We start from the raw sequence: 21,646 nt of genomic DNA on the forward strand, positions 1-21,646 counted from the left end.
CGCCCGCGACGCTGCGGCGTCAGCAGTAGGTGTCGCGCATCGTCCGCGCGAACAGCCCTTCGCGGTCGAGCGCGATGGCGACGAGGACGAACTCCTCGTCGAGGGGGCGCAGGACGAACACCTCGCGGGGCGCGTCCGGCGCGTCGGTCTCGTCGTCGAGGCGGTCCAAAAGCGGGTCCACGGGGACGACGCCGTCGCCGAACTCGTCGAACAGGTCGCGCGCGCCGGGCTGTTTCGCGAAGACGTAGAGCACGGCGTTGGGGTCGCCGTCGGTCCCGTAGGTGACGCGCGACCCGATGGCCTCGCCGTCGCCGGTCGCCCGCCACGTCTCGCGGGCGGCCTCGAACAGCCCCGTCGCGGCCCCGACGAACCGGAACCGGGTCCGGTCGCGGACCGACAGTTCCTCGAACCGCGGGTCGCCGTCGTCCCAGCGCAGCGTGGCCTCGATTTCGTTGCCGGGTTCGAGCGCCGACACGCGCGCTGCGAGGTCACCGTCGTAGCCCGTTCGCGGGACGTAGGTCGGAGAGTAGGCGTCGTCGGCGTCGGTCTCGACGGCCGGGTCGGTCCAGTCGACGCGCTCGTCGGGGAGTTCGAGCAAGAGGAGTTCGTCTCCGTCGCGCGGACTGCGATAGACCCGAAATCGGCCGGCCGTCGTGACCTCCATGTCCGCGGCTACTGGACGAACGGAAATACGCCTGCCGGTCGCCCGGCGACCGCGGGGGGTCGTCGTCGGTGGGTCGCCGCCGGAGGTCGCCCGGGGAGGTCGCCGCCGGCGGGTCGTCGCCCGCGCACCTCGGCGCTCGCTCAGTCGTCGTCGCCGAAGGACGCGACCGCGCCGCGGAGACCGGCGTCGGTGTCGGAGCCCTGTTCCGTGACTCGCCACCCCGACAGCCCCATCGCCACGAGGATGAGTGGCGAGAGGAAGCCGAGGAAGTAGTAGGGCGCGTACTGGAGCGTCGGCACGCCGAGCACGTCGGCCATGTACGCGCCGCCGGTCCCCCACGGGATGAGCGCGCTCGTGGTCGTCCCCGCGGACTCGATGGCCCGCGAGAGGTTCCGGCTTTCGAGGTCGAAGTCGTCGTAGAGGCCGCGGAAGCTCATCCCGGGGACGACGATGCTCATGTACTGGTCGGCCGCGATGGCGTTCATCGCAAGCGACGAAGCGGCCGTCCCGACCGTCAGCGAGGCGACCGAGGTGAGCACCCGCCGGAGGTGGTGTGCGAGGACGGCGATACAGCCGGTCCGTTCGAGAATCCCGCCGAGCGACAGCGACGCGAGGATGACCGTCATCGTCCACGCCGACCCGAGCAGGCCGTCGGAGGCGAGCAGCGAGTCGACCGTCTCGACGCCCGTCGAGGGCGCGGTGCCCGCGAAGGCGACGTTCCACGCGCCGACGAAGGTGTCGACCGCGACGGGGCCTTGGACGAACAGTTGGGTGAACGTCCCGGCGACAACGCCCGCGACGATAGACGGTAAGGCGGGATACCCCCGGAGCGCGAGGACGAACGTCACGACGAGCGGCGCGAACACGAGCGGCGTCACGGCGTACGACCCGGCGATGGCCGCCTGCATCTCTGCGACGCGCCCGGCCGGGATGCTCCCGCTCGCCGTGAGGCCGAGGGCGGCGTAGGCGACGAGCGAGATTGCCAGCGCGATGGCCGTCCCGACGCGCATCGTCCGGACGTGGGTCAGGAGTTCGGTGTTCGTGACGGCGGCCGCGAGGTTCGTCGTGTCGGAAAACGGCGACACCTTGTCGCCGGTGTACGCGCCCGTCAGAACCGCGCCGGCGGTCATCGCGTCGGGCATCCCCAGCCCCGAGCCGATGCCGATGAAGGCGACGCCCAGCGTCGCGGCGGTCGTCCACGACGAGCCGATGGCGAAGGTGACCACGGCCGAAAGCAGCGTCGCCACGGGGAGGAACACCGCCGGCGACAGGAAGTCGAGGCCGTAGTAGATGAGCGCGGGAATCGTCCCCGCGGCGGTCCACGTCGAGATGAGCATGTAGACGACGAGCAGGATGAGAAGCGCCGACAGTCCCATGTTGATGCCGTCGCGGATGCCCGCCGAGAGCCGGGTCCACGGCAGCCCCAGCCAGTAGCGACCCACCGCGCCGGTGAGGATGATGCCCCACAGAAGCGGCAACTGCGGGTCGAGCCCGAGCCAGATGACGCCGACGCTCAGGAAGACGAGCATCCCGACGACGGGGACGAGCGCCTGCGCGAGCGACGGCCGCTCGGCCTCCGGGATGTCGTCGTACGTCAGCGGTTCGAACGAGAGTGTTGCCATTACCGAAAGCGGTTATCTTCGTTGCGGGTTTGAATCTGACCCTTCGACTGTGACGGAAAATCGTTATCGTCGGTGGGTCGTCCGATTTCGCTGGCGGGTCGGCGCGCGACTGCGAGCTACCGCGGGTGACTGCGCGCTACCGCGAGATGCCGTCGCCCTCCTCCGCGACGACGCGATCGACGTCCTCGGGGGTGACGACGGCGATGTCGCCCTCGACGGTCCGCTTGAACGACGCCGTCGCCGAGGCCCACTCCAGCGACTCGGTCACGCTCCCGCCGTCGAGGTGCTTCGCGAGGAAACCGCCGACGAAGGCGTCGCCGGTGCCGATGGCGTCGTACGTCTCCGCTTCGTAGACGCCCTGTTCGGACACCGCGCCGTCGGACACCGCGAGCGACCCTTCCTCGCCGCGGGTGACGACGACGGTTTCGATGTCGTAGTCATCGGCGAGCCCGCGGGCGACCGACTCGGCGTCGCCGTCGCGCCCGAGGACGGTCGCCGCGTCGCGCTCGGCGGCGAAAAGCAGGTCGACCGAGTCGAGCAGGTCGCGGTAGACTTCGGCCGCCTCGTCGGGCGACCAGAGTTTCGTCCGGTAGTTCAGGTCGAAGGCGGTCGTCGTCCCGGCGTTCTGGGCCGCGTCGAGCACGTCGGCGGTGGTCTCGGAGAGCGTCTCGGAGAGCGCGGGCGTGATGCCGCTCGTGAAACACACCTCGGCGTCGCGGACGGCGTCGAGGTCGAACTCGCCCGTCTCCAGCGTCGTCACGGCCGCGTCGGCGCGGTCGTAGACGACGTTCGTCGGGCGCGGTGACGCCCCGTGTTCGAGGTAGTAGACGCCCTGTCGGGCGTCCGCGTCGTCGGTCCAGACGACGCCGTCGGTGTCGACGCCGTGGCTCCGGAGTTCGCTGACGATTCGCCGGCCGAGCGGCGAGTCCGGGAGCTTCGAGAACCACGCGGCGTCCCGGCCGAGTCGGGCGGCGGCGACGGCGACGTTCGACTCCGCGCCGCCCGCCTGCACTTCGAGTTCGCGGGCAGTTTCGAGTCGCTCGCCACGCGGCGGCGACAGCCGAAGCATCGTCTCGCCGAAGGTCACGAGTGCTGTCATGGACGGCCGTTCGCGGGCGCGATATAAACGTCCGGCGTTGCCGACGAGGTTCGCGCCCGCGGTTGATTCGGTCTCCCTTCCGGCCGGCTCACGCGGCCGTCAGCCGCCGGACGAGATAGATGAACGCGATGGGGATGCTCAAGAACGGAACCGCAATCAGGTAGTAGACGGGCGAGGGAACCCAGTCGCTCTCGCGGGCGAGGTCCAGTCGGTCGGCGTGCAGCGCTAGCGGGCCGACGACCACGGCGGCCACGGTCCCGTAGAGCCGAATCGCCTGCCCGACCGCGTCGGCCCACGGCGGCACGCTCGGTCCCGTCGCCGCGGTGAAGAGATACGAGACGACGAGCACCAGCGGCCCGAAGCAGACGCCCAGAACGACCAGCGGGTTCATCGCCTCCACCGTCTCGGTGCCCGGACTTGAATCCTCGCCGCGGCTATCGGTTCCGAGAATCGGGATCGGTGGCGAGACCAGCGTCACGAGACGGCCGACCCGACTCGACCCGCCCAACGCGACCCCCTCGGACTACTCCTCGCGTCGCCGCCCGCCGTGACCGGGGTAGTCGCGCTCGAAGCGCGAGGCGATTTCGTCGCGGTCGAACTCGACGATGACCGGGCGGCCGTGGGGGCAGGCGTAGGGGTTCTCGCAGTCGTCGAGCGCCGCGAGCAGGTCGAGCACGGAGCCCTCCCGCAGCGACGTGTTGCCCGTAATCGAGGGGTAACACGCGAGGTCCGACAGCAGTTCGTCGGCGACGGCGTCGACGGTCTTCCGGCCGCCGTCGACCTCCTCGCGGACGAACGCCGTCAGCGCGTCGCGGAGCAGTTCGGGGTCGAGCGCGGCGTCGAACACCGCCGGGACGGTGCGCACCGAGACGGTCCGCTCGCCGGTCCGCCCGGCGTGGAAGCCCACCTGCGCCAGCGCCTCGCGGTACTCCTCGAACAGCGCCGCCTCCCGCGCGGTGAGTTCGAGGGCGACCGGCTCGGCCAGCGCCTGCGTCGGCGTGTCGCCTTCGACCTCGCCTCTCAGGCGCTCGTAGTTCACGCGCTCGTCGGCGGCGTGCTGGTCGACGAGCACCAGTCCCTCGCCGGTCTCGGCGACGATGTAGGTGTCCGCGAGTTGGCCGATGATTCGCATCGACGGCAGCGAGTCGAACTCGGGTGAGAGATCCGCCTCCTCGCCGGAGAGGTCGCGCTGGGTCGTCGGCGCGGCGATGCGCGAGGGAGGGCTTCGGGGCGCGTTGTCGTCCGCCCCCGAGTCGGCCGACGACGCCTCGTCCGGTGTCGACCTCGATTCGCTCCCGTCGTCGGTCGAAAGCGACGACTGCTCGGTCGTCTCCGGCCCCGGCGCGAGGTCGTACTCGCGGGGCGGCGTCGGCGGCGCGGACGACGGCACCGAGGTCGGGCCGGACGACTCCGTAGTCTCGGCGGACGCACCGGAGTCGTCGCCGGCAGCGGGGTCGCCGGACCCGACGCCCGAGTGTCGTTCAGTTGCAGGTGTGGTGTCCGTGTCGGCGTCGTCGGTCGCCTCCGGGCCGTCGGTCGCGGTCGAGTCCGCCCGAGCGCCCGATTCGCGGGCCTCCCGCGCCGACTGCACGTCCCGCGCGGACGGGGCGTCGCCATCCTCCGATTCGTCACCCGACTCCGAGTCGCGGACCTCGTGAGGGTCCAGTTGCGCCGCGTCGGCGTCGCCGCTCGACGAACCGGGTTCGATGGCCGCTTCGTCGGCTTTCGACCGGCCTCGCGGGGCCGACGACCGGACGAGGCCGTGGCTTAACAGGGCGTCTTCGACCGCTTCGGTCACCTCGCGTTTGACGCCGGCCTCGTCGTCCCAGCGGACCTCCATCTTCCGCGGGTGGACGTTCACGTCCACGGCGTCGGGCGCGACCTCGACGAACAGCACCGCGAAGGGGTAGCGGTCCGCGTCGAGTTGGCCGCCGTAGGCGTCGAGGACGGCCTCGCGGAGCACGCGGTCGGTGACGTAGCGGTCGTTGACGAACGTCGAGAGGTAGTCGCGGGTGCTCCGGGTCGTCTCGGGGTGGCTCACGAGCCCCGAGACGGAGACGCCGGGTGGGTCGTGGTCCACGGGGACCATCGACTCCGCGACCTCGCGGCCGTACACCGAGAGCACGGTCGACTGGAGGTCGCCGCGGCCCTCGGTGGCGAACACCTCGCGGTCGTCGTGTTCGAGCGAGACGGCCACGTCCGGGTTGGCGAGGGCGTAGTGGGTGACGACCGCGTTGACGTGGTCGAACTCGGTCGCCGTCGTCTTGAGGAACTTCCGGCGGGCGGGCGTGTTGTAAAACAGGTCGTCGACCTCGACGACCGTCCCCTCGGGACAGCCGGCGGGTCGAATCGACTCGACCTCGCCGCCCTCGTACTGCAACTCGGTGCCCACGTCGCCGCCGCGGGGCTTCGACCGGATGGTCAGCCGCGACACCGCGCCGATGGTGTGGAGCGCCTCGCCGCGGAAGCCGAGGGTGCCGACGCCGGCTTCGAGGTCCTCGATGTCGCCGATTTTGCTCGTCGTGTGCTCGCGGACGGCGAGTTCGAGGTCGTCCTCGCTCATGCCGACGCCGTCGTCGCGGATGCGGACGCCCTCAACCCCGCCGGCGTCGACGGCCACGGAGATGCGCGTCGCGTCCGCGTCGAGGCTGTTTTCGAACAGCTCTTTGACGACCGAGGCCGGTCGCTCGACCACCTCGCCGGCGGCGATGCGCTGGATGGTCTTCTCGTCGAGCTGTTTGATGTCGCTCATTCGCCGTCACCGCCGTCGAGTTTCGACTGCCACGCCTGCACCTTCGCCATCAGGTCCAGCGGCGACGTGTCGTTCACGTCGGTCGATTGCAGTTCGTCGAGGACGGCTTCCGTCTCCGGGTCCAGCGCGGGTTCGGACTCGGAGTCGGACCCGGTCCCGGCGCGGTCCGCTTCAGCACTCCCTTCGACGGCCGCGGCCGCGTCCACCGAGCCGTTGCCGGCCGCACCCGTTCCAGTCGCGCCGTTCGCGGGCGCGCCGGAGCCATCCGAATCGTCGCCGTCGCCGCCAGAGTCGCCGGCTTCGGCAACCTTCATCTGGCCGCTCCCCACGTCGAAGACGGCCTGCACGGGCTCCGAGGTGCCGGAGCCCTTCGCCTCGATTGCCTTCTCCTCGCGGAGTCGGTCCAGCACGTCGCCGGCGCGGTCGACCACCGGGCGCGGAACCCCCGCCAAATCTGCGACGTGAATCCCGTAGCTCCGGTCGGTCGGGCCGTCGACGACGGTTCTGAGGAACGTCACGTCGCCGTCGCGCTCGTCGGCCGCGACGTGGACGTTGGCGACGCGGTCGAGGTGGTCCGCGAGGCTCGTCAGTTCGTGGTAGTGCGTGGCGAACAGCGTCTTCGCGCGCACCTCGTTGTGGAGGTACTCGGTGGCCGCCCACGCGATGGAGATGCCGTCGTAGGTCGCGGTTCCGCGGCCCACCTCGTCGAGGATGACGAGCGAGTCCTCGGTGGCCGAGTGGAGGATGTTCGAGAGCTCTTGCATCTCGACCATGAACGTCGAGCGGCCCTGCGCGAGTTCGTCCAGCGCGCCGACGCGGGTGTAGATGCCGTCGACGACGCCGACGGTCGCGGAGCGAGCGGGCACGAAACTGCCGACCTGCGCGAGGAGCGTGATGAGCGCCGCCTGCCGCATGTACGTCGATTTGCCGGACATGTTCGGTCCGGTGACGATGAGGAAGCCGCGCTCGTCGTCCATGCGGAGGTCGTTCGGGACGAAGTCGGTCGTCGTCTCCACGACCGGGTGGCGACCGGCCTCGATGTCGAGCGCTCCGGCCTCGGTGAGTTCGGGGCGCGACCACCCGTTGCCGGCGGCGTGGGTGGCGAGCGACGCCAGCGCGTCCACTTCGGCGATGGTCCGGCCCACGTCTTGGAGGAGTTCGGCGTGCCGGGCCACGCGCTCGCGGAGGTCCTCGAACAGTTCGTATTCGAGGTCGCCGCGGGCCTCTTCGAGCCGGAGAATCTCGCGTTCTTTCTCCTCTAACTCCTCGGTGACGAAGCGTTTGGAGTTCTTGAGCGTCTTTATCTGCCGGTAGTGGTCCGGCACTTGGTCCGCGACCGACTTGCCGACCTGGATGTAGTAGCCGTCGGTCTTGTTGCGGTCGACGGTGACGTGTGAGAGGCCGTGGTCCCGCTTTTCGCGGTCAGCGAGCGTGTCGAGCCACGACTTTGCCGACTCGTGGCGCTCGATGAGGTCGTCGAGTTCGTCGTCGTAGCCCGTCCGGAACAACCCACCTTGCGTGACCGTCTTCGGCGGGTCCTCGGCGAGCGCGTCGTCGAGGTCCGTCCGGAGGTCGGCCGCGGCGTCTCGGTCGGGCCGCGAGACGACTTCCGCGAGCGGGGAGTCCGCGAGTTCGGTCCCCTCGATGGCGTCGGCGAGGGCGGGAAGCACCGAGAGCGTGTCGCGGACCGAAAGCAGCTCTGACGCGCCGGCGCTCCCGGACGCCGACCGGGAGGCGAGGCGTTCGAGGTCGTACGCCCCGTCGAGCACCTCGCGGACGCGCTCGCGGGCGAGGGCGGCCGACGCGAGCGACTCCACGGCGTCGTGTCGGCGGGCGAGTTCGTCGCGGTCGCGTCGCGGTCGAGTCAGCCACTCGCGGAGGAGGCGGCCGCCGGGCGAGGTGACGGTGTGGTCTATCGTGTCGAACAGCGACCCCGAGCGGTCGCCGTGCATCGTCTCCGTGAGTTCGAGATTGCGCTGGGTGGTCGCGTCGAGTTCGAGCAGGTCCGACGGGTGGTAGACTTGGAGGCGCGTCATCGACCGGAGGACGCCCGCGCCCGTCTCCTCGACGTAGGCGAGGACGCCGCCGGCGGCGCGGGTCGCGAGGTCGGAGTCGAGGCCGACGCTATCGACCGTTGACGCGCCGAACTGCTCGCGGACGGCGTGGCGGGCGCGACCCGGCGCGAACGCCTCGGTGGAGAAAAGCGAGAAGGAAGCGTCGGTGGCCTCGCGCAGCCGCGAGAGCGTCTCGTCGTCGCTCCGCAGTTCCGGGCCGGGGAGGACCTCGACGGGGGCGAAGCGGTAGAGTTCGGCCGCGGCGTCGTCGACGGTCGCGGCCTCGGTGACGAGGAACTGGCCGGTCGTGATGTCGGAGAACGCGAGGCCGACGCCGTCGCCGTCGGTCACGACGGCCGCGAGGAACTGCGCGTCGGCGCGGGAGGTTTCGAGGAGCGTGCCCGGCGTGACGACGCGCTTTACCTCCCGGCGGAGGTCGCCGGACTCGGTTTCGTACTGGTCGGCGACGGCGACCCGGTAGCCGCGCTCGACGAGCGCCTTGAGGTAGGGTGTCAGGTCGTTCAGCGGCACGCCCGCCATCGGGTACGACGACCCGTGCGAGGACTTCTGGGAGACTTTGAGGTCGAGTTCGCGGCCGACCGTCTCGGCGTCGTCGGCGAAGAACTCGTAGAAGTCGCCGCACTGCATGGCGAGCAGGTCGGCGTCGGTCTCCTCTTTCAACGAGAGGAACTGTCCGACGATTCCCTGAGTAGTCATGTCCGCACGTGGGCGGGCCGGCGGATAAAACGCTACGATGCCCCGGCCGACGGGGTCGCCGCCGCCTCGACTCGCGGCGGCCCGACGCGGCGACGCCTCGATGTGGCGTGTGATACCGCGTCCATACTTCGCGTCTAATGTTGGACGATTCTTCCAAAAATACAGCGTCTGATAATCGGCGGCCCAAAATTATATACGGGAGTTGTCTCGGGCAATCTGTGACAGTCAGGCACGATAGACGAACGTTTCTCCGCACGGCCGCCGGCGCGGTGGGGCTCGGCTCGCTGTCCGGGTGCGTAGGAACGTTCGGAACGGAGTCCGGGGAGCCCGTTCGATTCGGGGCGATGTTGCCCGTCAGCGGGTCGCTGGAGCAGGTGGGAACGCACGGCAAGCGCGCCGCCGAGCAGGCGGTCGAGGACATCAACGGGGCGGGCGGCGTGCTCGGCCGGCCGGTCGAACTGACCGCCGTGGACACGGAGGGGTCCGCGTCGGTCGCGACCGACCGCTACGCCTCGCTGGCCGACGCGGGCGTCGTCGGCTTCGTCGGCGGCCTCGTCAGCGACGTGTCGCTCGCGCTCGCTCCGAAGGCGGCCGACGACGCCGTCATGGAGATGTCGCCGGCGAGCACGAACCCCCGGCTCTCGGACGCCGGGCGGGCCGACGGCCGGAAGTTCTTCGGCCGGACCGTCCCGAGCGACAGCCTCCAGGCGACCGCGATGGCGAAGATTCTCGACGCGCCGCAGTACGCCGACGCCGACCGGGTCGCCCTCCTCACCGTCGACGGGGCCTTCGGCTCCGACCTCGGCACCGCGCTCGGCGACCAACTCGACGCGGAAGTCGTCACCGAGGTCAGCTACGACCCGAGCGCGGAGGCCTTCGGCGGCGTCATAGACGAGGTGTTCGCTGACTCGCCCGACGCGGTCGGCTTCGTCAGCGTCCCCGGACAGGAACGGGGCGTCCTCGACGCCTACGGCGCGTCCGACCACGAGGCCCCCTGGGTCTTCTCGGCGGGCCTGTTCGACGGCGAGATTCCGCCCTACTACGAGGGGTTTTACAGCGCCTCGCTGTCGTCGGTTCGGACCGACGGCTACTTCCATCTCACCCAGCGGCTCTCCGACATCGCGCCGCTCCAGCCCTACGCGGCGAACGCCTACGACGCCCTGTTCCTCATGGCGACGGCGGCGGAGTACGCCGGTGAGGCGTCGGGGCCGGCCATCGCCGACGCTCTCCAGACCGTCTCGGGCGGGACCGGCCACACCGTCTCCGTCGGCGAGTTCGACCGGGTTCGGACCCTCGTCGACGCCGGCCGCGAACTGAACTATCAGGGCGCGTCGAGCGGGGTCGACCTCACGGAAGCGCTCGAACCGCTGAGTTCGTACCTCGTCGAGCGCGTCCGCAACGGCTCGGTCGAGCAGGTCGAACTCCTCCAGCGCCAGTTCTTCGAGTCCGGAGGCGGACGATGAACCCGTTTTCGCGGCTGACGAGCCTGCTCGAACGGGCGCTTCCGAACGTGATTCGCCGGCGCTACGCGGCGAAGTTCGGCGTCGTGCTCCTCCTCATCGCGGTCGTCATGGGCGGCGCGGGCGCGTACATCCACTTCGACACGAAGTCGGTCGTCGAGTCGCAGACCGAATCGCAGATTCGCGGCGCGGCGTCGACGGAGGCCAAGTCGGTCTCCGACTGGGTGACATCGAAGGAGTCGACCGTCTCGTTCCTCGCTGAATCGCTCGCCGACCAGCCGGCGGGCACCTCGGCGGCCGACCACCAGCGGTGGCTCGAAGGGAAACTCATCCAGCTCTCCGGCGACGTTCGCTCGCTCCACTACGTCGACGCCGACACCGGCGCGGTCGTCGCCAGCACGACCGACAGCGCGACCGGGCAGTCGCTCGACTCGCTGTCCGCGCCGTGGACCGACGACGCCGCGGCGCTGGCGTCGGGCCGGTCCGTGACCGTCTCCGCGCCCTACGAATCCGGCGGCGAGCCGGTCGTCGCGTTCGCCGCGCCCGTCTCCGGGGCCGACGGCGCGGTCGTCCTGACGGCGTCGCTCGAAGCCGGCTCCCACCAGTTCGAGTCGCCCTACGCGACCGGTGACACCAAGGTCGTCACCGAGTCCGGAACCATCCTGTTCGACAACCGCAAGGCGTCCATCCTCGACGAGTACGCGGCCGCCGACGGCTCGTCAATCGAGGCCATCGACGCCGCGATGTCGGGGCAGACCGGCTACGAGGTCGTCTCCGCCCGCACGGGCATGGAGCCCGGCGAGTACGCGATGGCGTACGCGCCCATCACCGGCACCGACTGGGTGGTCACCTACCACGTCCCGGCCGAGCGGGCGTTCGCGCTCCAGTCGCACGTGACGACGAACGTGATGTTCCTCGTCGCGTTCGCCGTCGGCGCGCTGTTCCTCGTCGGGGCGACCATCGGTCGCGGCACCGCGCGGTCCCTCTCGGTCGTCGCCCGCAACGCAGACGACATCGCCAACGGCGAGGTTGACGGCGACCTCCCGAACACCGCCCGCATCGACGAGATGGGCCGGCTGTACGACTCCTTCGAGTCGATGCAGGCGTACCTGACGACCGTCGCCGGGCAGGCCGAGGCGCTCGCGGACAAGCGCTTCGACGACCCCGTCCTCGACGAGGATATTCCGGGGTCGTTCGGCGAGTCGATGGGGCAGACGCACACGGAACTGGAGGCCCTCATCACCGAACTCGAAGCGACGGCCGCCGAGTTCAGCGAGACGATGGCGGACGCCGCCGACGGCGACCTCACGCGCCGGATGTCCGAGGACGCCGACAACGACGCGATGAACGAGATGGCGCGGTCGTTCAACGACATGGCCGACGAACTCGAAGCGACCGTCGCGGAGGTCGTCGAGTTCGCCGAGACCGTCGCCGCGGCCAGCCAGGAAGTCACCGCGAGTTCTCAGGAGATAGAGCGCGCGAGCCGGCAGGTCAGCGAGTCCACGCAGGTCATGGCCGAGGGCGCGCACGAACAGCGCGAGAACCTCCGGCAGACGACGAGCGAGACGAGCAACCTCTCTGCGACCATCGAGGAGGTCGCCTCCTCGGCGAGCGAACTCGAACGCACGGCCCAACACACCCTCGAAGCGAGCGAGGACGGCCACGAGGCGGCCGCCAACGCCATCGACACCATCGAGACCGTCGAGACGCAGACCCGCCGGACGGTCGACCGCATCGAGGACCTCGAAGGCGACATGGCCGAAATCGGTGACATCGTCGAACTCATCACCGACATCGCCGAACAGACGAACATCCTCGCGCTCAACGCGAACATCGAGGCCGCCCGCGCCGGCGAGGCCGGCGAGGGCTTCTCGGTCGTCGCCAACGAGGTCAAGGAGCTCGCCGGCGAGACCAAGGCCTCCGCCGAGGAAATCGAGGCGACCATCGAGGAGGTCCAAGCGAAGTCCGCGGCGTCCGTCTCCGAGATGCGCGAGACGCGCGACGCCGTCGACTCCGGCGTCGACGCGGTCCAGACCGCCCGCGACTCGCTCGACACCATCGTCGAGAACGTCCGCGAGACGACCGACGGCGTCGACGAAATCAGCCGGACCACCGACGAGCAGGCCGCCTCGACCGAGGAGGTCGCGTCGATGATGGACCGCGTCTCGGATATTAGTGACGAGACCGCCGAGCGAGCCGAATCGGTCGCGGCCGCGGCCGAGGAACAGACCGCCTCGCTCAGCGAGGTTTCCGACGGCGCGGACCGCCTCGCCACACAGTCCGAGCGGCTGATGTCGCTCGTCTCCGAGTTTACCGTCGACCACGACGCCGCGGACCGCGACGGTGCGCGCACCGGCGCTGACACCACTCCGTCCGCCGAACTCGACGCGCCGACGACCGACGGCGGCCTCGACGGCGACGGACCCGATGACGATGGCATCGACGACGACGGCCCCGACCGCTCTGCCGACGACCGTTCCGACCGACTCGACTGACGCCGCGACCCGCCGCCGAAGCGCGGCCTCGCGGCCGTCCGAACCGTCGGTTCCCGATTCGGCCCTCCCGCGCGACCACCGTTTTCTCGACTGTTTCGCGTCCCGCAGCCGGCTGTCGGCTGTGACCGTTTTCGTACCACCTCAGTCTCACAGTTGATAATCCGGAGCGTAGCGTTATACCGGCAATCTGCGTGAGGGGAGACATATGGACCTGCTTTCGCGACTCGCGGCGCTGGTCCCGGGGGTCGGGGCTCGGACGCGGACCGACGGCGGCGCACAGGCTGACGAACGAGGGACGGTCGCGGCGGCGGCCGAGCAGTTGCACGCCGGTGCTCTGCTCGACGGCGTGGGGATGCCGGTGTTCGTCCTCGACGCCGACGGGCGGGTCATCGCGTGGAACGACCCGATTACGACGCTCACGGGCGTTCCCGCGGCGGAGGCGCTCGGTTCGGAGCACGTGAGCGAACTGTTCTACCCGGACGGCCGCCGGGCGAAGACGCTCGCCGACAAGGTGCTCGACGACCCGCGGAGCGCCGACGAGGTCCACGGCCTCGACGTGGTCGACGAGGCCAGTCGACTCTACCACGACGCCAGCACGATGACGGACCGACACGGCGCGGAGCGCCACATCGCCTTCACCGCCCAACCGCTGTTCGAGGGCGACGAACTGGTCGGCGTCGTCGAGGCGGTCCACGACCGGACCGACGCGGTGGAGAAACAGCGGGCGTCCGAGGCGCTCGTCGAGGAGGTATCGACCACCATCGGGAGCCTCACCGCCGGCGACCTCTCGGCCCGGGCGTCGTTCACGGACGACCGCGGCGTCCTCGAAGACGAGACGCTGGCGGTCGTCTCGGACCTCAACGAGATGGCGACCCGGTTCGACCGCCTCGCCAGCGAGGTCGACGCTACGACCGCCGACCTCGGCGGCGCGATTCAGCGGGCCGCGACCGCCGCGACCGACATCGAATCGCAGGTCACGGAGCAGGCGGACCTCCTGTCGACGGGCGCGGAGGAGATGCAGGAGCTTTCGGCCAGCATGGAGGAGATAGCGGCCACCTCCGACGAGGTCGCGTCGGCGGCGAATCAGGCCCGCGTGGCCGCCGAGAACGGCCACGAGGCCGGCCAGAGCATCCGGTCCGCGACCGACCAGGTCATCGACATCTCCGACGAACTGCTCGACAGCGTGACCGAACTCCAACAGCGCATGGTCGTCATCGAGGAGGTCGTCGAGGTCATCGCGGAGGTCGCAGACCGGACGAACCTGCTCGCGCTCAACGCGAACATCGAGGCCGCCCGCGCCGGCGAGGCCGGCGAGGGCTTCTCCGTCGTCGCCGACGAGGTCAAACAGCTCGCGAACCAGACCCACGAGCACACCGAAGAAATCGCGGACAGCATCACCGAGATTCAGGAACAGGCCGACGAGACGGTGCTGGCCTCCGAGCAGTCGCACGAGCAGATTCAGGTCGCCTCCGGCGAAATCGAGGACGTGCTCGCCTCGCTTTCCGAAATCGCCGACGCCGCGGATTCCGCGGCCAACGGCGTCACCGAGGTCGCCCGCGCGACCGACTCGCAGGCGACGAACATCGAGGAGGTCACGACCACGATTCAGGTGGCCCAAGAGCACGCGACCGCCGCCGAGGCGTCGACGACCGACATCACCGACGCGACCGCCGACCAGACGGTCGCCCTCGACGCGCTCGCTGACCGGGTGGACGCCCTCGTCGGCGGCGACGCGACGGCGGTCGAGGAACTGGACGCGATGGACTTCGACGACGCGGCCGGCAGCGCGGACGCCGACGCGGATGCCGACTCGGTTCGCGCGGCGACCGACGGCGGGTCGGACGACGAGTTCGGCGGGTTCCAGTTCGACCGGTAGCGCACCCGCCGAGTCGGTCACGGGTCGGAGTCCGCGTTTCGTTCCGCGGCCGTCTCTCCGCACTCCGACACAACGGGTATCCGTGTCGGATTCGTCGGCCAGCACGCTGCGGGTTCTCATCGCCGTCGAAATCATCATCCAACAGATACTTGGTCGATAGCGGAACTCGGTTAGAACGATGTCCGAGTCGAATCTCTCTGGTCGTGTCGCCCTCGTGACGGGAAGCAGCCGCGGTATCGGCGCTGAAACGGCGAAATTGCTCGCTGACCGCGGCGCGAAGGTCGTTATCAACTATCGCGCTAGTGAGACGGAGGCCCACGCGGTGGCCGACGAAATCCGCGACGCCGGCGGTGAGGCGCTCGTCGCGCAGGCCGACGTGACAGACGCGTCCGCGGTCGAGCAGATGGTCGAGGGGGTCATCGACCGCTGGGGGCGAATCGACGTGCTCGTCAACAACGCGAACATGCCGTTCGCGACGAAATCGTTCGAGTCGATGACGTGGGACGAGTTCTCGTCGAAACTCGACGCCGAACTCAAAGCCGCGTTCACCGTCTCGAAAGCGGTGTTGCCGCAGATGGTCGAACAGGAGTACGGCCGCGCGATATACGTCTCCAGCGGCGCCGGACAGAGTCCCTCGCCGGGGTTCATCGCTCACGGCACGGCCAAGAGCGGCCTCGACGCGTTCGCCAAGTACATCGCCCAGGAGTACGGCCCCCACGACATCACCGCGAACGTCGTGGCGCCGGGACTGGTCGAGACCGACGCCACGGCGGGTCACATCGACGACGTACGCGACCAGGTCGCGTCCCAAACCCCGCTGAACCGGGTGGCGCAGCCCGAGGACGTGGCACACGCGATTGCCTCGCTCGCCGGCGAGGGCGCTCAGTTCGTGACCGGAACCTACACGCCCGTCAACGGCGGTAGCGAGATGGAATAACGGAGCCGACCCGCTTTCTTCTCAGTCGAGGCTGATTGCGCAGCTCTCGACGTAGTCGATGTCCTCGATGGAGTCGACCCCGCCCTCGCCGCAGACGGGGCAGTCCGGGTTCGTCCGATACGGGACCGTCTCGAACGTCATGTCCATCGCGTCGTAAAACAGCAGTCGCCCGTCGAGCGCCTCGCCCTCGTCCAGCAGGAGTTTCATCGCCTCCGTCGCCTGAATACAGCCGACCGTGCCGGGGAGGACGCCGAGGACGCCGGTCGTCGCGCAGTCGGGGACCGTCCCCGGCTCGGGCGCTTCGGGGAACAGACATCGATAGCAGGGTCCGTCGGGGACGAGCGTCGTCGCCTGCCCCTCGAACTTGTATATCGCGCCGTGGACCAGCGGGATTCCCTCGAAGCGACAGACGTCGTTGAGCAGGTAGCGCGTCGGGAAGTTGTCCGAGGCGTCGACCACCACGTCCGCGCCCGCGACGACCTCGTGGACGTTCGACTTGTCCACGCGGGCTTCGACCGGTTCGACCGACACGTCGGGGTTGAGCCCGCGGACGAACGCGGCGGCGCTCTCGGCTTTCGGCGTCCCCACGTCGTCGTCGCGGTGGACGACCTGCCGCTGGAGGTTGCTCCGCTCGACCACGTCGTCGTCGACCACGACGAGTTCGCCGACGCCGACCGCCGCGAGGTACTGGATGGCCGGCGCGCCCAACCCGCCCGCGCCGACGACGACGACGCGCGACGAGAGCAGTCGCCCTTGGCCCTCCGGGCCGACCTCGTCCATGATGATGTGCCGCGAGTAGCGGTCCAACTGGGTGGCGTCGAGTGAGAGCGTCATATCCCGAGGTTGGCGTCGCCCCCGAATAAAGCCGCGGCACGGGCGCGCCCCTCTCTCCGACCCCCGAACCGTCGCCGCCGGCGACGACATCGCCGGAAGCGACGCGCCTTTGGCGCTCCGCCCGTTCACGTCGGGTATGGTCGCCGAGACGACGCCCGACGAACTACGCGAGAAACTGGCCGACGACGACGAGCTCGCCGTCGTCGATATCCGAGACCCCTCGTCGTACACGTCCGGCCACATCCCCGATTCGGAGAACCTCCCGGCTGCGACGCTCGGCCCCGAGGTGTTCGACCGCGAGTGGCCCGCCGAGGTGGTCGTCTCGTGTTACGTCGGCAAGAGTTCGAAACAGGTCGCCTCGGTGCTGGACAGCAACGTCGACGCCGACGTGTCCAGCCTCCGCGGCGGCTTCGACGCGTGGGACGGCGCGGTCGAAGACGGCACCGAGAGCGAAGGCGAAACGGACCTCGGTCCCACGTCGCCGTTCTGAGTCACTTCTGCGGACGCTTTTCGACAGCCTGCAAGCGACGCCCGCGCCTACTCACCGGGAACCGTGACGGGCGACCCGCGACGCCGGTTCCGGTTTCGAAGATAGAAGACGAAGACCGCGAGGCCGCCGAGCACCGGGAGGAGGATGAATGCCACGAAGAACCCGACGGCCCACATGTCGGCCGTCTCCATCGCGCGGCGCTTCGCGTCCCGGTATATCCACGCCGCTCCGAGGACCGCGGCGGCGACGAGTATCGGTCCGCTGAGTTCGATACTGACCATGGGGTCGATTCGGTGGTCCGGTCCCGCCCTGATAAGGATGGATGCTTCGAGACAGAGCCGCGGCTCGATGGTCGATAAAGAGAGAAATCGGCGCGGTGCGCGGGGCGTTACTTGCCGCGGCCGTTGCCGGCGCGGATGGAGGGACGGTTGTGTTCCGTGCCCTTGCCGCGGTTCTGGAGACCGCGGTTCTTCTTGCCCGCGTTGGTGAGACCGCGGAAGGCGCGGCCCTCGTGGGTGTCGTCGCAGATCCAGTTGAGGTCGTCGTCGTTCTGGATGGCCGGGTGCTCGGGGTCGACGAGGATGACTTCCTGCCACTTCTGGGAGCCGTCCTGTCCGACGCCGTAGGAGTTCAGCACGCGCAGGTTGGGGTGCTTGCGGGAGGCGCGCTCCTCCGCGATGCGCGGGATGGACTTGCGGCGGCCGATGCGGTTGACGCCCTGGCGCTTCGTGCGGCGGCCGGCCTTGTGGCGCTGTTTGCGCGCGCCGCCCTTGCGGACGGAGACGCGGACCACGATGATGCCCTGCTTGGCCTTGTAGCCGAGCTCACGGGCCTTGTCGAGGCGGGTGGGGCGCTCGATGCGCTCGATAGCGCCCTGGTTGCGCCACTCCTGTTTTCGCTGCCACTGGAGTTCGGCCAGCTTGCCTTCCTTCGGGGTCTTCCACGCTTCCTTGATGTGGGAATAGAAGCTTCGTGCCATTGTGTATCACCGCGGGCGCTTGCGATTCAGTCCGTCGGGGAACTCCCCTGAGACCACATTTCGTCCCGTGCGTGACGGGTGCCCTCTGGCGTGCCCGCGTTGCCAGCGAGTTGGCGGAACTACCAACAGGGGAGGGTTAAGGACTTCGGATTCTCACGGCGCGCGTGCCACCGACTCACGTGGTGAGGCGGCCGAAAAGGACGGTATCGAGGGGGCGCTCGATGCGGCTCAGCCTTCCATCCCGCCGAACGACAGGCCACCTTCGATGTAGCGCTGTGCGAACAGGTAGATGAGCATAATCGGCGCGGCGAACGTGAGTGCGAACGCCGAGAACCGGGCCCACGGGATGGAGTACCGGCCGACGAGCGAGTACAGCCCGACGGGCAGGGTGTAGTTGTCCGTCGAGAGCAACGTCTGGGCGACGACGAACTCGGTCCACCCGGTGAGGAAGGTGAAGATGAACACCGTCGCCAGCCCCGCCTTCGACAGCGGGAGGATGATTTCCGTGACGATTTTCCACGACGGCGCGCCGTCAATCATCGCGGCCTCCTCGTAGGAGACGGGAATCCCGTCCATGTACGTCTTCAGGAGCCACGTGTTGAACGGGACCGCGGTGGCGGCGTAGTACGCCGACAGCGCGAGTTTGCTGTCGTTGAAGCCGAACTGGACGAACAGGGCGTACAGCGCGATGAGGAGCGCGACGCCCAGCCCGCCGCCGATTTGGGTGAACAGCACGTAGCCGTACAGCACCTTCGAGCGGCCGATGAACTGCCGGCGCGACAGCGCGTACGCGCTGGGGACGATGAGACACATCGCGAGCAGCACCGTCGGAATCGCCACGGTGAGGCTGTTCGCGAAGAACCGCTTGAACTCGGAGGTCTCCGTGACCCCGTACTGCGACACGTCGAGGAACGTCAGTTCGGGCGTCTGCAAGAACACCTCGTAGCCGCCGAGGCCGAGGCTGATGCGGTAGCTCGGGACGATGAGGTCGCCGATGACCCACAGGAACGGCTCGATGGTCGGGTCGGCCGGCCACAGGCGAATCCCGCTCGACGAGTACAGCGACGCGCCGGTGCCCGAGAAAGCCCCGACGGCGACCCAGTACAGCGGGAACAACAGGAGCGCGACGACGACCGCGGCACCGAGGGTGATGCCGGCGGTCTTCAGCACCGTCGCGGGGCTGACGCGCCCCTCGCGGATGCCTTCGAGGGTGTACTTGGCGTCCTTGACCGACTCGACGGGAGCCATCGCGGCGGTCCGCGCGTCGGCGGCGAGTTCGGCCGCGATGTCGGAGATGACGCTCATGCGTCGTCCACCCCGTCGGCGAGCTGTCCTTTCTTGACGTTTAGCATCATGAAGACGCCGATGACGGCCACGGCGACCAGCATGATGGCCGCGCCCTCACCGTACTTCTGGAAGCGGAACGCCTCGCGGTAGCCGTAGACGATGAGCAGTTCGTTCGTCCGCGACGGCCCCCCCTGATTGAACACGTACGGGATGAGGAACTGCTGGAACGACGCAGCGGCCGTGAGAATCGAGGCGAACAGCACGGGGCGCTTGATAGAGGGAAGCGTCACGTGCAGGAAGCGGGCGAAGAAGCCCGCGCCGTCTATCATCGCCGCCTCGTGGAGCTCCTCGGAGACGTCCTGCAAGGCGCTCACGGTGATGATGACCATGAACGGGTACGCCAGCCACGCCTCGGTGACGTTGTAGGCGAGGAAGGCCATCCAGCGCTCGGAGAGCCAGGCGATGGAGTCGAGGCCGGCCATCTGGAGGAACTGGTTGGCGAGGCCGAACTCGGCCGAACTGAAGATGCCGCGCCAGATGGTGATGGTGAAGATGCCCGGGAGGCCGAGCGGGATGATGATGAGCGCGCGCATGAACCGCTTGCCGCGGACGCGCTCGCCCGTCACCACGAGCCCGATGCCGAGGCCGACGAGCACCTTGAGCGCGACCGACGTGGCGACGAACAGCCACGTCACGCCCATCGAGTTCCAGAACTGGCCGTCCGAGAGGACCGTCACGTAGTTGGCGAGGCCGACCCACTGCTCTTTGCCCTGAAACAGCGTGGCCGGCTCCGCGTTGGTGAACGAGAGATACACCAGGTACAGGACGGGAAACAGCATGAACGCGAGGAAGACGAACAGCCCCGGCAGTACCAACAGCAGGGGCAGGTCGTCCTTGCTCACCACCGGGCTGTCCGCGACGCGCTCGACGGCGCTGTCGACGACGCTCATCGTCCTTACTCCCAGTTAGACCGGATGTTTTCTTCGGCCTTCGTGAACGCGGATTCGAGCTCCGCGTCGCCGTTTTTCACGCTGTTGAAGGCGTCTTCGAGCGGCCCCCACACGTCGCCCATGTTCGGGTGCGTCGGGATGGGGGTGCCGAGCGAGACGGACTCCGAGAAGCCCTGGACGGCCTCGGGGAGGTCGCTGCTCGAAGCGAGTTCCTTGTGGACCGGGATGTAGCCGAACTCCTCGGCGTTCGCCGAGAGCACGTCGGTGTTCGTGGTGTACCACTCGGCGAACGCGCGGGACGCGGCCGCCGTCGCCTCGTCGCCCTCCAGCGTCGAGGTGAAGTAGAGCTGCTTGACCGTCGTGTACGGCTCGGGCTCGGCGTCGCCCTCGGGGGAGGGAAGCCGGGCGATGCCGGCGTCGATGTCGTTGGAGCGAACGTCGCCGAGGAACCACGGCCCGTTGATGGCGAAGGGCGCGTTGCCCTCGAGGAAGACGGCCGCCTGCGGGTCGTAGCCCGTGTCTTTCGGCTGGTACGGGACGAAGTTGTCGAGGATGAACTGGAACCCTTCGAGGGTCGCCTCGTTCGACAGGCCGAGTTCGACGTTCGACTCGTCGAAGTAGTAGCCGCCGAAGGCGTGCGCCCACGCGCTCATGAAGTAGGCGTCCAGCGGGTAGCTGAGGCCGTACATCCCGTTTTCGGGGTCGTGGTACTCCTCCATGATGGCCGTCATGTCGGCGATGGTCTCGGGCGCTTCGTCCACCAGCTCCTTGTTGTAGATGAGGCCGACGGTCTCCGCCGCGTAGGGGAGCGCGACGGTCGCGCCGTCGAACTGGACCGCCTCCTGTGCGGGTCGGGTGTAGACCGAGAGGTCAACGTCCAACTGGTCGCTCTGGTCCGAGAGGAAGCCGTTCTGGTAGTACTCGCCGGTCCAGTCGTGGGCCCAGTCGAACATGCCCGCGCCCTGTCCGGCCGGGATGGCGGAGGTCGTCTTCTTCCGGAGGTCGGCGATTTCGGCGGGCTTCGCCGTGTGGGCCGTCTCCGAGGTGAACGTCTCGGCGTTGGATTCGAGCGCCTTCTTCTCGGCTTCCGCGCGCTGGTGCCAGAGCGTGAACGCCCCGCTCGGCCCCGCGGACTCGGTCTCCGCTCCGGCGGTGGTCTCCTCGCTACCGTCGTCGCCCTCCGCACCGCTCTGTTCGGACGTCTGCGTCGAATCGGTCTCCGACACGCCCACGCAGCCCGCGAGTGCGCCGACGGCCGTCGTGCCTGCCAGTTGCTTCAGGATTGTGCGGCGGTTCATTGGCATAACGAATCTATGATGAACTATGTGTTCATATATTTAATAGTTCGGAATGACGCCCGCATTCGCGGCGAAAATCGCCACTGAGACGGGCATCGTGAATTCGCGGAAACGACGACAGAGCGATTCTAC

17 protein-coding genes are annotated in these 21,646 nt (G+C 68.9%); 5 read left to right on the forward strand and 12 right to left on the reverse strand.

The window, feature by feature from the left end; genetic code table 11:
- Positions 1-19: 19 nt before the first annotated feature.
- The 6 genes from DVK03_RS02865 to mutS form a co-directional block, all read right to left on the reverse strand.
- Positions 20-664 (reverse strand): DUF6663 family protein, encoded by a 645-nt coding sequence (locus DVK03_RS02865; protein ID WP_115802177.1) that lies wholly within the window; start codon positions 662-664, stop codon positions 20-22.
- A gap of 140 nt (positions 665-804) precedes the next feature.
- Positions 805-2,286: a Na+/H+ antiporter NhaC family protein gene (locus DVK03_RS02870; protein WP_006600690.1), complete on the reverse strand. Its 1,482-nt coding sequence runs from the start codon at positions 2,284-2,286 to the stop codon at positions 805-807.
- 136 nt (positions 2,287-2,422) lie between these two features.
- Positions 2,423-3,385 carry a bifunctional 2-dehydro-3-deoxygluconokinase/2-dehydro-3-deoxygalactonokinase gene (gene kdgK1, locus DVK03_RS02875; RefSeq protein WP_115802178.1) on the reverse strand — a complete coding sequence of 321 codons (963 nt, stop codon included), beginning with the start codon at positions 3,383-3,385 and terminating at the stop codon, positions 2,423-2,425.
- Between the two features lie 88 nt (positions 3,386-3,473).
- Complete coding sequence (locus DVK03_RS02880; protein WP_115802712.1) at positions 3,474-3,776, reverse strand: hypothetical protein; 303 nt, start codon at positions 3,774-3,776, stop codon at positions 3,474-3,476.
- Between the two features lie 132 nt (positions 3,777-3,908).
- Positions 3,909-6,137: a DNA mismatch repair endonuclease MutL gene (mutL, locus tag DVK03_RS02885; protein WP_115802179.1), complete on the reverse strand. Its 2,229-nt coding sequence runs from the start codon at positions 6,135-6,137 to the stop codon at positions 3,909-3,911.
- Positions 6,134-8,908 carry a DNA mismatch repair protein MutS gene (gene mutS, locus DVK03_RS02890; protein WP_115802180.1) on the reverse strand — a complete coding sequence of 925 codons (2,775 nt, stop codon included), beginning with the start codon at positions 8,906-8,908 and terminating at the stop codon, positions 6,134-6,136. The genes mutL and mutS overlap by 4 nt, the downstream gene beginning before the upstream one ends.
- Positions 8,909-9,192: 284 nt before the next feature.
- On the opposite strand from mutS, the gene DVK03_RS02895 reads away from it, so the two are divergent.
- The 4 genes from DVK03_RS02895 to DVK03_RS02910 all read left to right on the forward strand — a co-directional run bounded on the left by DVK03_RS02895 (position 9,193) and on the right by DVK03_RS02910 (position 15,676).
- On the forward strand, positions 9,193-10,371 hold the full coding sequence (locus DVK03_RS02895; RefSeq protein ID WP_206043113.1) for an ABC transporter substrate-binding protein: 1,179 nt from the start codon (positions 9,193-9,195) through the stop codon (positions 10,369-10,371).
- Positions 10,368-12,863 (forward strand): methyl-accepting chemotaxis protein, encoded by a 2,496-nt coding sequence (locus DVK03_RS02900; protein WP_006600686.1) that lies wholly within the window; start codon positions 10,368-10,370, stop codon positions 12,861-12,863. Before DVK03_RS02895 ends, DVK03_RS02900 begins: the two co-directional genes overlap by 4 nt.
- Before the next feature lie 205 nt (positions 12,864-13,068).
- A complete protein-coding gene (locus DVK03_RS02905; protein WP_115802181.1) occupies positions 13,069-14,739 on the forward strand; it encodes a methyl-accepting chemotaxis protein in 1,671 nt (556 codons plus the stop codon).
- Positions 14,740-14,953: 214 nt separating this feature from the next.
- Positions 14,954-15,676 (forward strand): SDR family NAD(P)-dependent oxidoreductase, encoded by a 723-nt coding sequence (locus tag DVK03_RS02910; RefSeq protein WP_233505991.1) that lies wholly within the window; start codon positions 14,954-14,956, stop codon positions 15,674-15,676.
- A 21-nt stretch (positions 15,677-15,697) separates the two neighbouring features.
- On the opposite strand, the gene moeB is transcribed toward DVK03_RS02910, so the two are convergent.
- On the reverse strand, positions 15,698-16,510 hold the full coding sequence (gene moeB / locus DVK03_RS02915; protein WP_115802183.1) for a molybdopterin-synthase adenylyltransferase MoeB: 813 nt from the start codon (positions 16,508-16,510) through the stop codon (positions 15,698-15,700).
- 136 nt (positions 16,511-16,646) lie between these two features.
- Here moeB and DVK03_RS02920 point away from each other — a divergent pair, with 136 nt between their 5' ends.
- Positions 16,647-17,000: a rhodanese-like domain-containing protein gene (locus DVK03_RS02920; RefSeq protein WP_049921808.1), complete on the forward strand. Its 354-nt coding sequence runs from the start codon at positions 16,647-16,649 to the stop codon at positions 16,998-17,000.
- Positions 17,001-17,047: 47 nt separating this feature from the next.
- On the opposite strand, the gene DVK03_RS02925 is transcribed toward DVK03_RS02920, so the two are convergent.
- The 5 genes from DVK03_RS02925 to DVK03_RS02945 form a co-directional block, all read right to left on the reverse strand.
- Entirely contained in the window at positions 17,048-17,281 is a 234-nt protein-coding gene (locus tag DVK03_RS02925) for a hypothetical protein (RefSeq protein WP_008577269.1), read from the reverse strand.
- A gap of 107 nt (positions 17,282-17,388) precedes the next feature.
- Positions 17,389-17,979: a 50S ribosomal protein L15e gene (locus DVK03_RS02930; protein WP_004044372.1), complete on the reverse strand. Its 591-nt coding sequence runs from the start codon at positions 17,977-17,979 to the stop codon at positions 17,389-17,391.
- 228 nt (positions 17,980-18,207) lie between these two features.
- Positions 18,208-19,284, reverse strand: a complete 1,077-nt coding sequence (locus DVK03_RS02935) for a sugar ABC transporter permease (RefSeq protein ID WP_004044371.1) — start codon at positions 19,282-19,284, stop codon at positions 18,208-18,210.
- Positions 19,281-20,216, reverse strand: coding sequence for a carbohydrate ABC transporter permease (locus DVK03_RS02940; RefSeq protein ID WP_115802184.1), 936 nt, complete (start codon positions 20,214-20,216; stop codon positions 19,281-19,283). Before DVK03_RS02940 ends, DVK03_RS02935 begins: the two co-directional genes overlap by 4 nt.
- Before the next feature lie 5 nt (positions 20,217-20,221).
- The gene (locus DVK03_RS02945) at positions 20,222-21,514 is read right to left on the reverse strand and encodes a substrate-binding domain-containing protein (protein ID WP_115802185.1); all 1,293 of its coding nucleotides are present in this window, start codon (positions 21,512-21,514) and stop codon (positions 20,222-20,224) included.
- Positions 21,515-21,646 lie beyond the last annotated feature (132 nt).

This window comes from Haloferax sp. Atlit-109R, from assembly GCF_003665865.1.
GTDB classification, from domain to species: Archaea; Halobacteriota; Halobacteria; order Halobacteriales; family Haloferacaceae; genus Haloferax; species Haloferax volcanii.

Coding starts and splice junctions, on each gene's coding strand:
- DVK03_RS02865 (WP_115802177.1), bottom strand. CDS start 664: ATGGAGGTCACGACGGCCGGCCGATTTCGGGTCTATCGCAGTCCGCGC.
- DVK03_RS02870 (WP_006600690.1), bottom strand. CDS start 2,286: ATGGCAACACTCTCGTTCGAACCGCTGACGTACGACGACATCCCGGAG.
- kdgK1 (WP_115802178.1), bottom strand. CDS start 3,385: ATGACAGCACTCGTGACCTTCGGCGAGACGATGCTTCGGCTGTCGCCG.
- DVK03_RS02880 (WP_115802712.1), bottom strand. CDS start 3,776: ATGAACCCGCTGGTCGTTCTGGGCGTCTGCTTCGGGCCGCTGGTGCTC.
- mutL (WP_115802179.1), bottom strand. CDS start 6,137: ATGAGCGACATCAAACAGCTCGACGAGAAGACCATCCAGCGCATCGCC.
- mutS (WP_115802180.1), bottom strand. CDS start 8,908: ATGACTACTCAGGGAATCGTCGGACAGTTCCTCTCGTTGAAAGAGGAG.
- DVK03_RS02900 (WP_006600686.1), top strand. CDS start 10,368: ATGAACCCGTTTTCGCGGCTGACGAGCCTGCTCGAACGGGCGCTTCCG.
- DVK03_RS02905 (WP_115802181.1), top strand. CDS start 13,069: ATGGACCTGCTTTCGCGACTCGCGGCGCTGGTCCCGGGGGTCGGGGCT.
- moeB (WP_115802183.1), bottom strand. CDS start 16,510: ATGACGCTCTCACTCGACGCCACCCAGTTGGACCGCTACTCGCGGCAC.
- DVK03_RS02920 (WP_049921808.1), top strand. CDS start 16,647: ATGGTCGCCGAGACGACGCCCGACGAACTACGCGAGAAACTGGCCGAC.
- DVK03_RS02925 (WP_008577269.1), bottom strand. CDS start 17,281: ATGGTCAGTATCGAACTCAGCGGACCGATACTCGTCGCCGCCGCGGTC.
- DVK03_RS02930 (WP_004044372.1), bottom strand. CDS start 17,979: ATGGCACGAAGCTTCTATTCCCACATCAAGGAAGCGTGGAAGACCCCG.
- DVK03_RS02935 (WP_004044371.1), bottom strand. CDS start 19,284: ATGAGCGTCATCTCCGACATCGCGGCCGAACTCGCCGCCGACGCGCGG.
- DVK03_RS02940 (WP_115802184.1), bottom strand. CDS start 20,216: ATGAGCGTCGTCGACAGCGCCGTCGAGCGCGTCGCGGACAGCCCGGTG.
- DVK03_RS02945 (WP_115802185.1), bottom strand. CDS start 21,514: ATGAACCGCCGCACAATCCTGAAGCAACTGGCAGGCACGACGGCCGTC.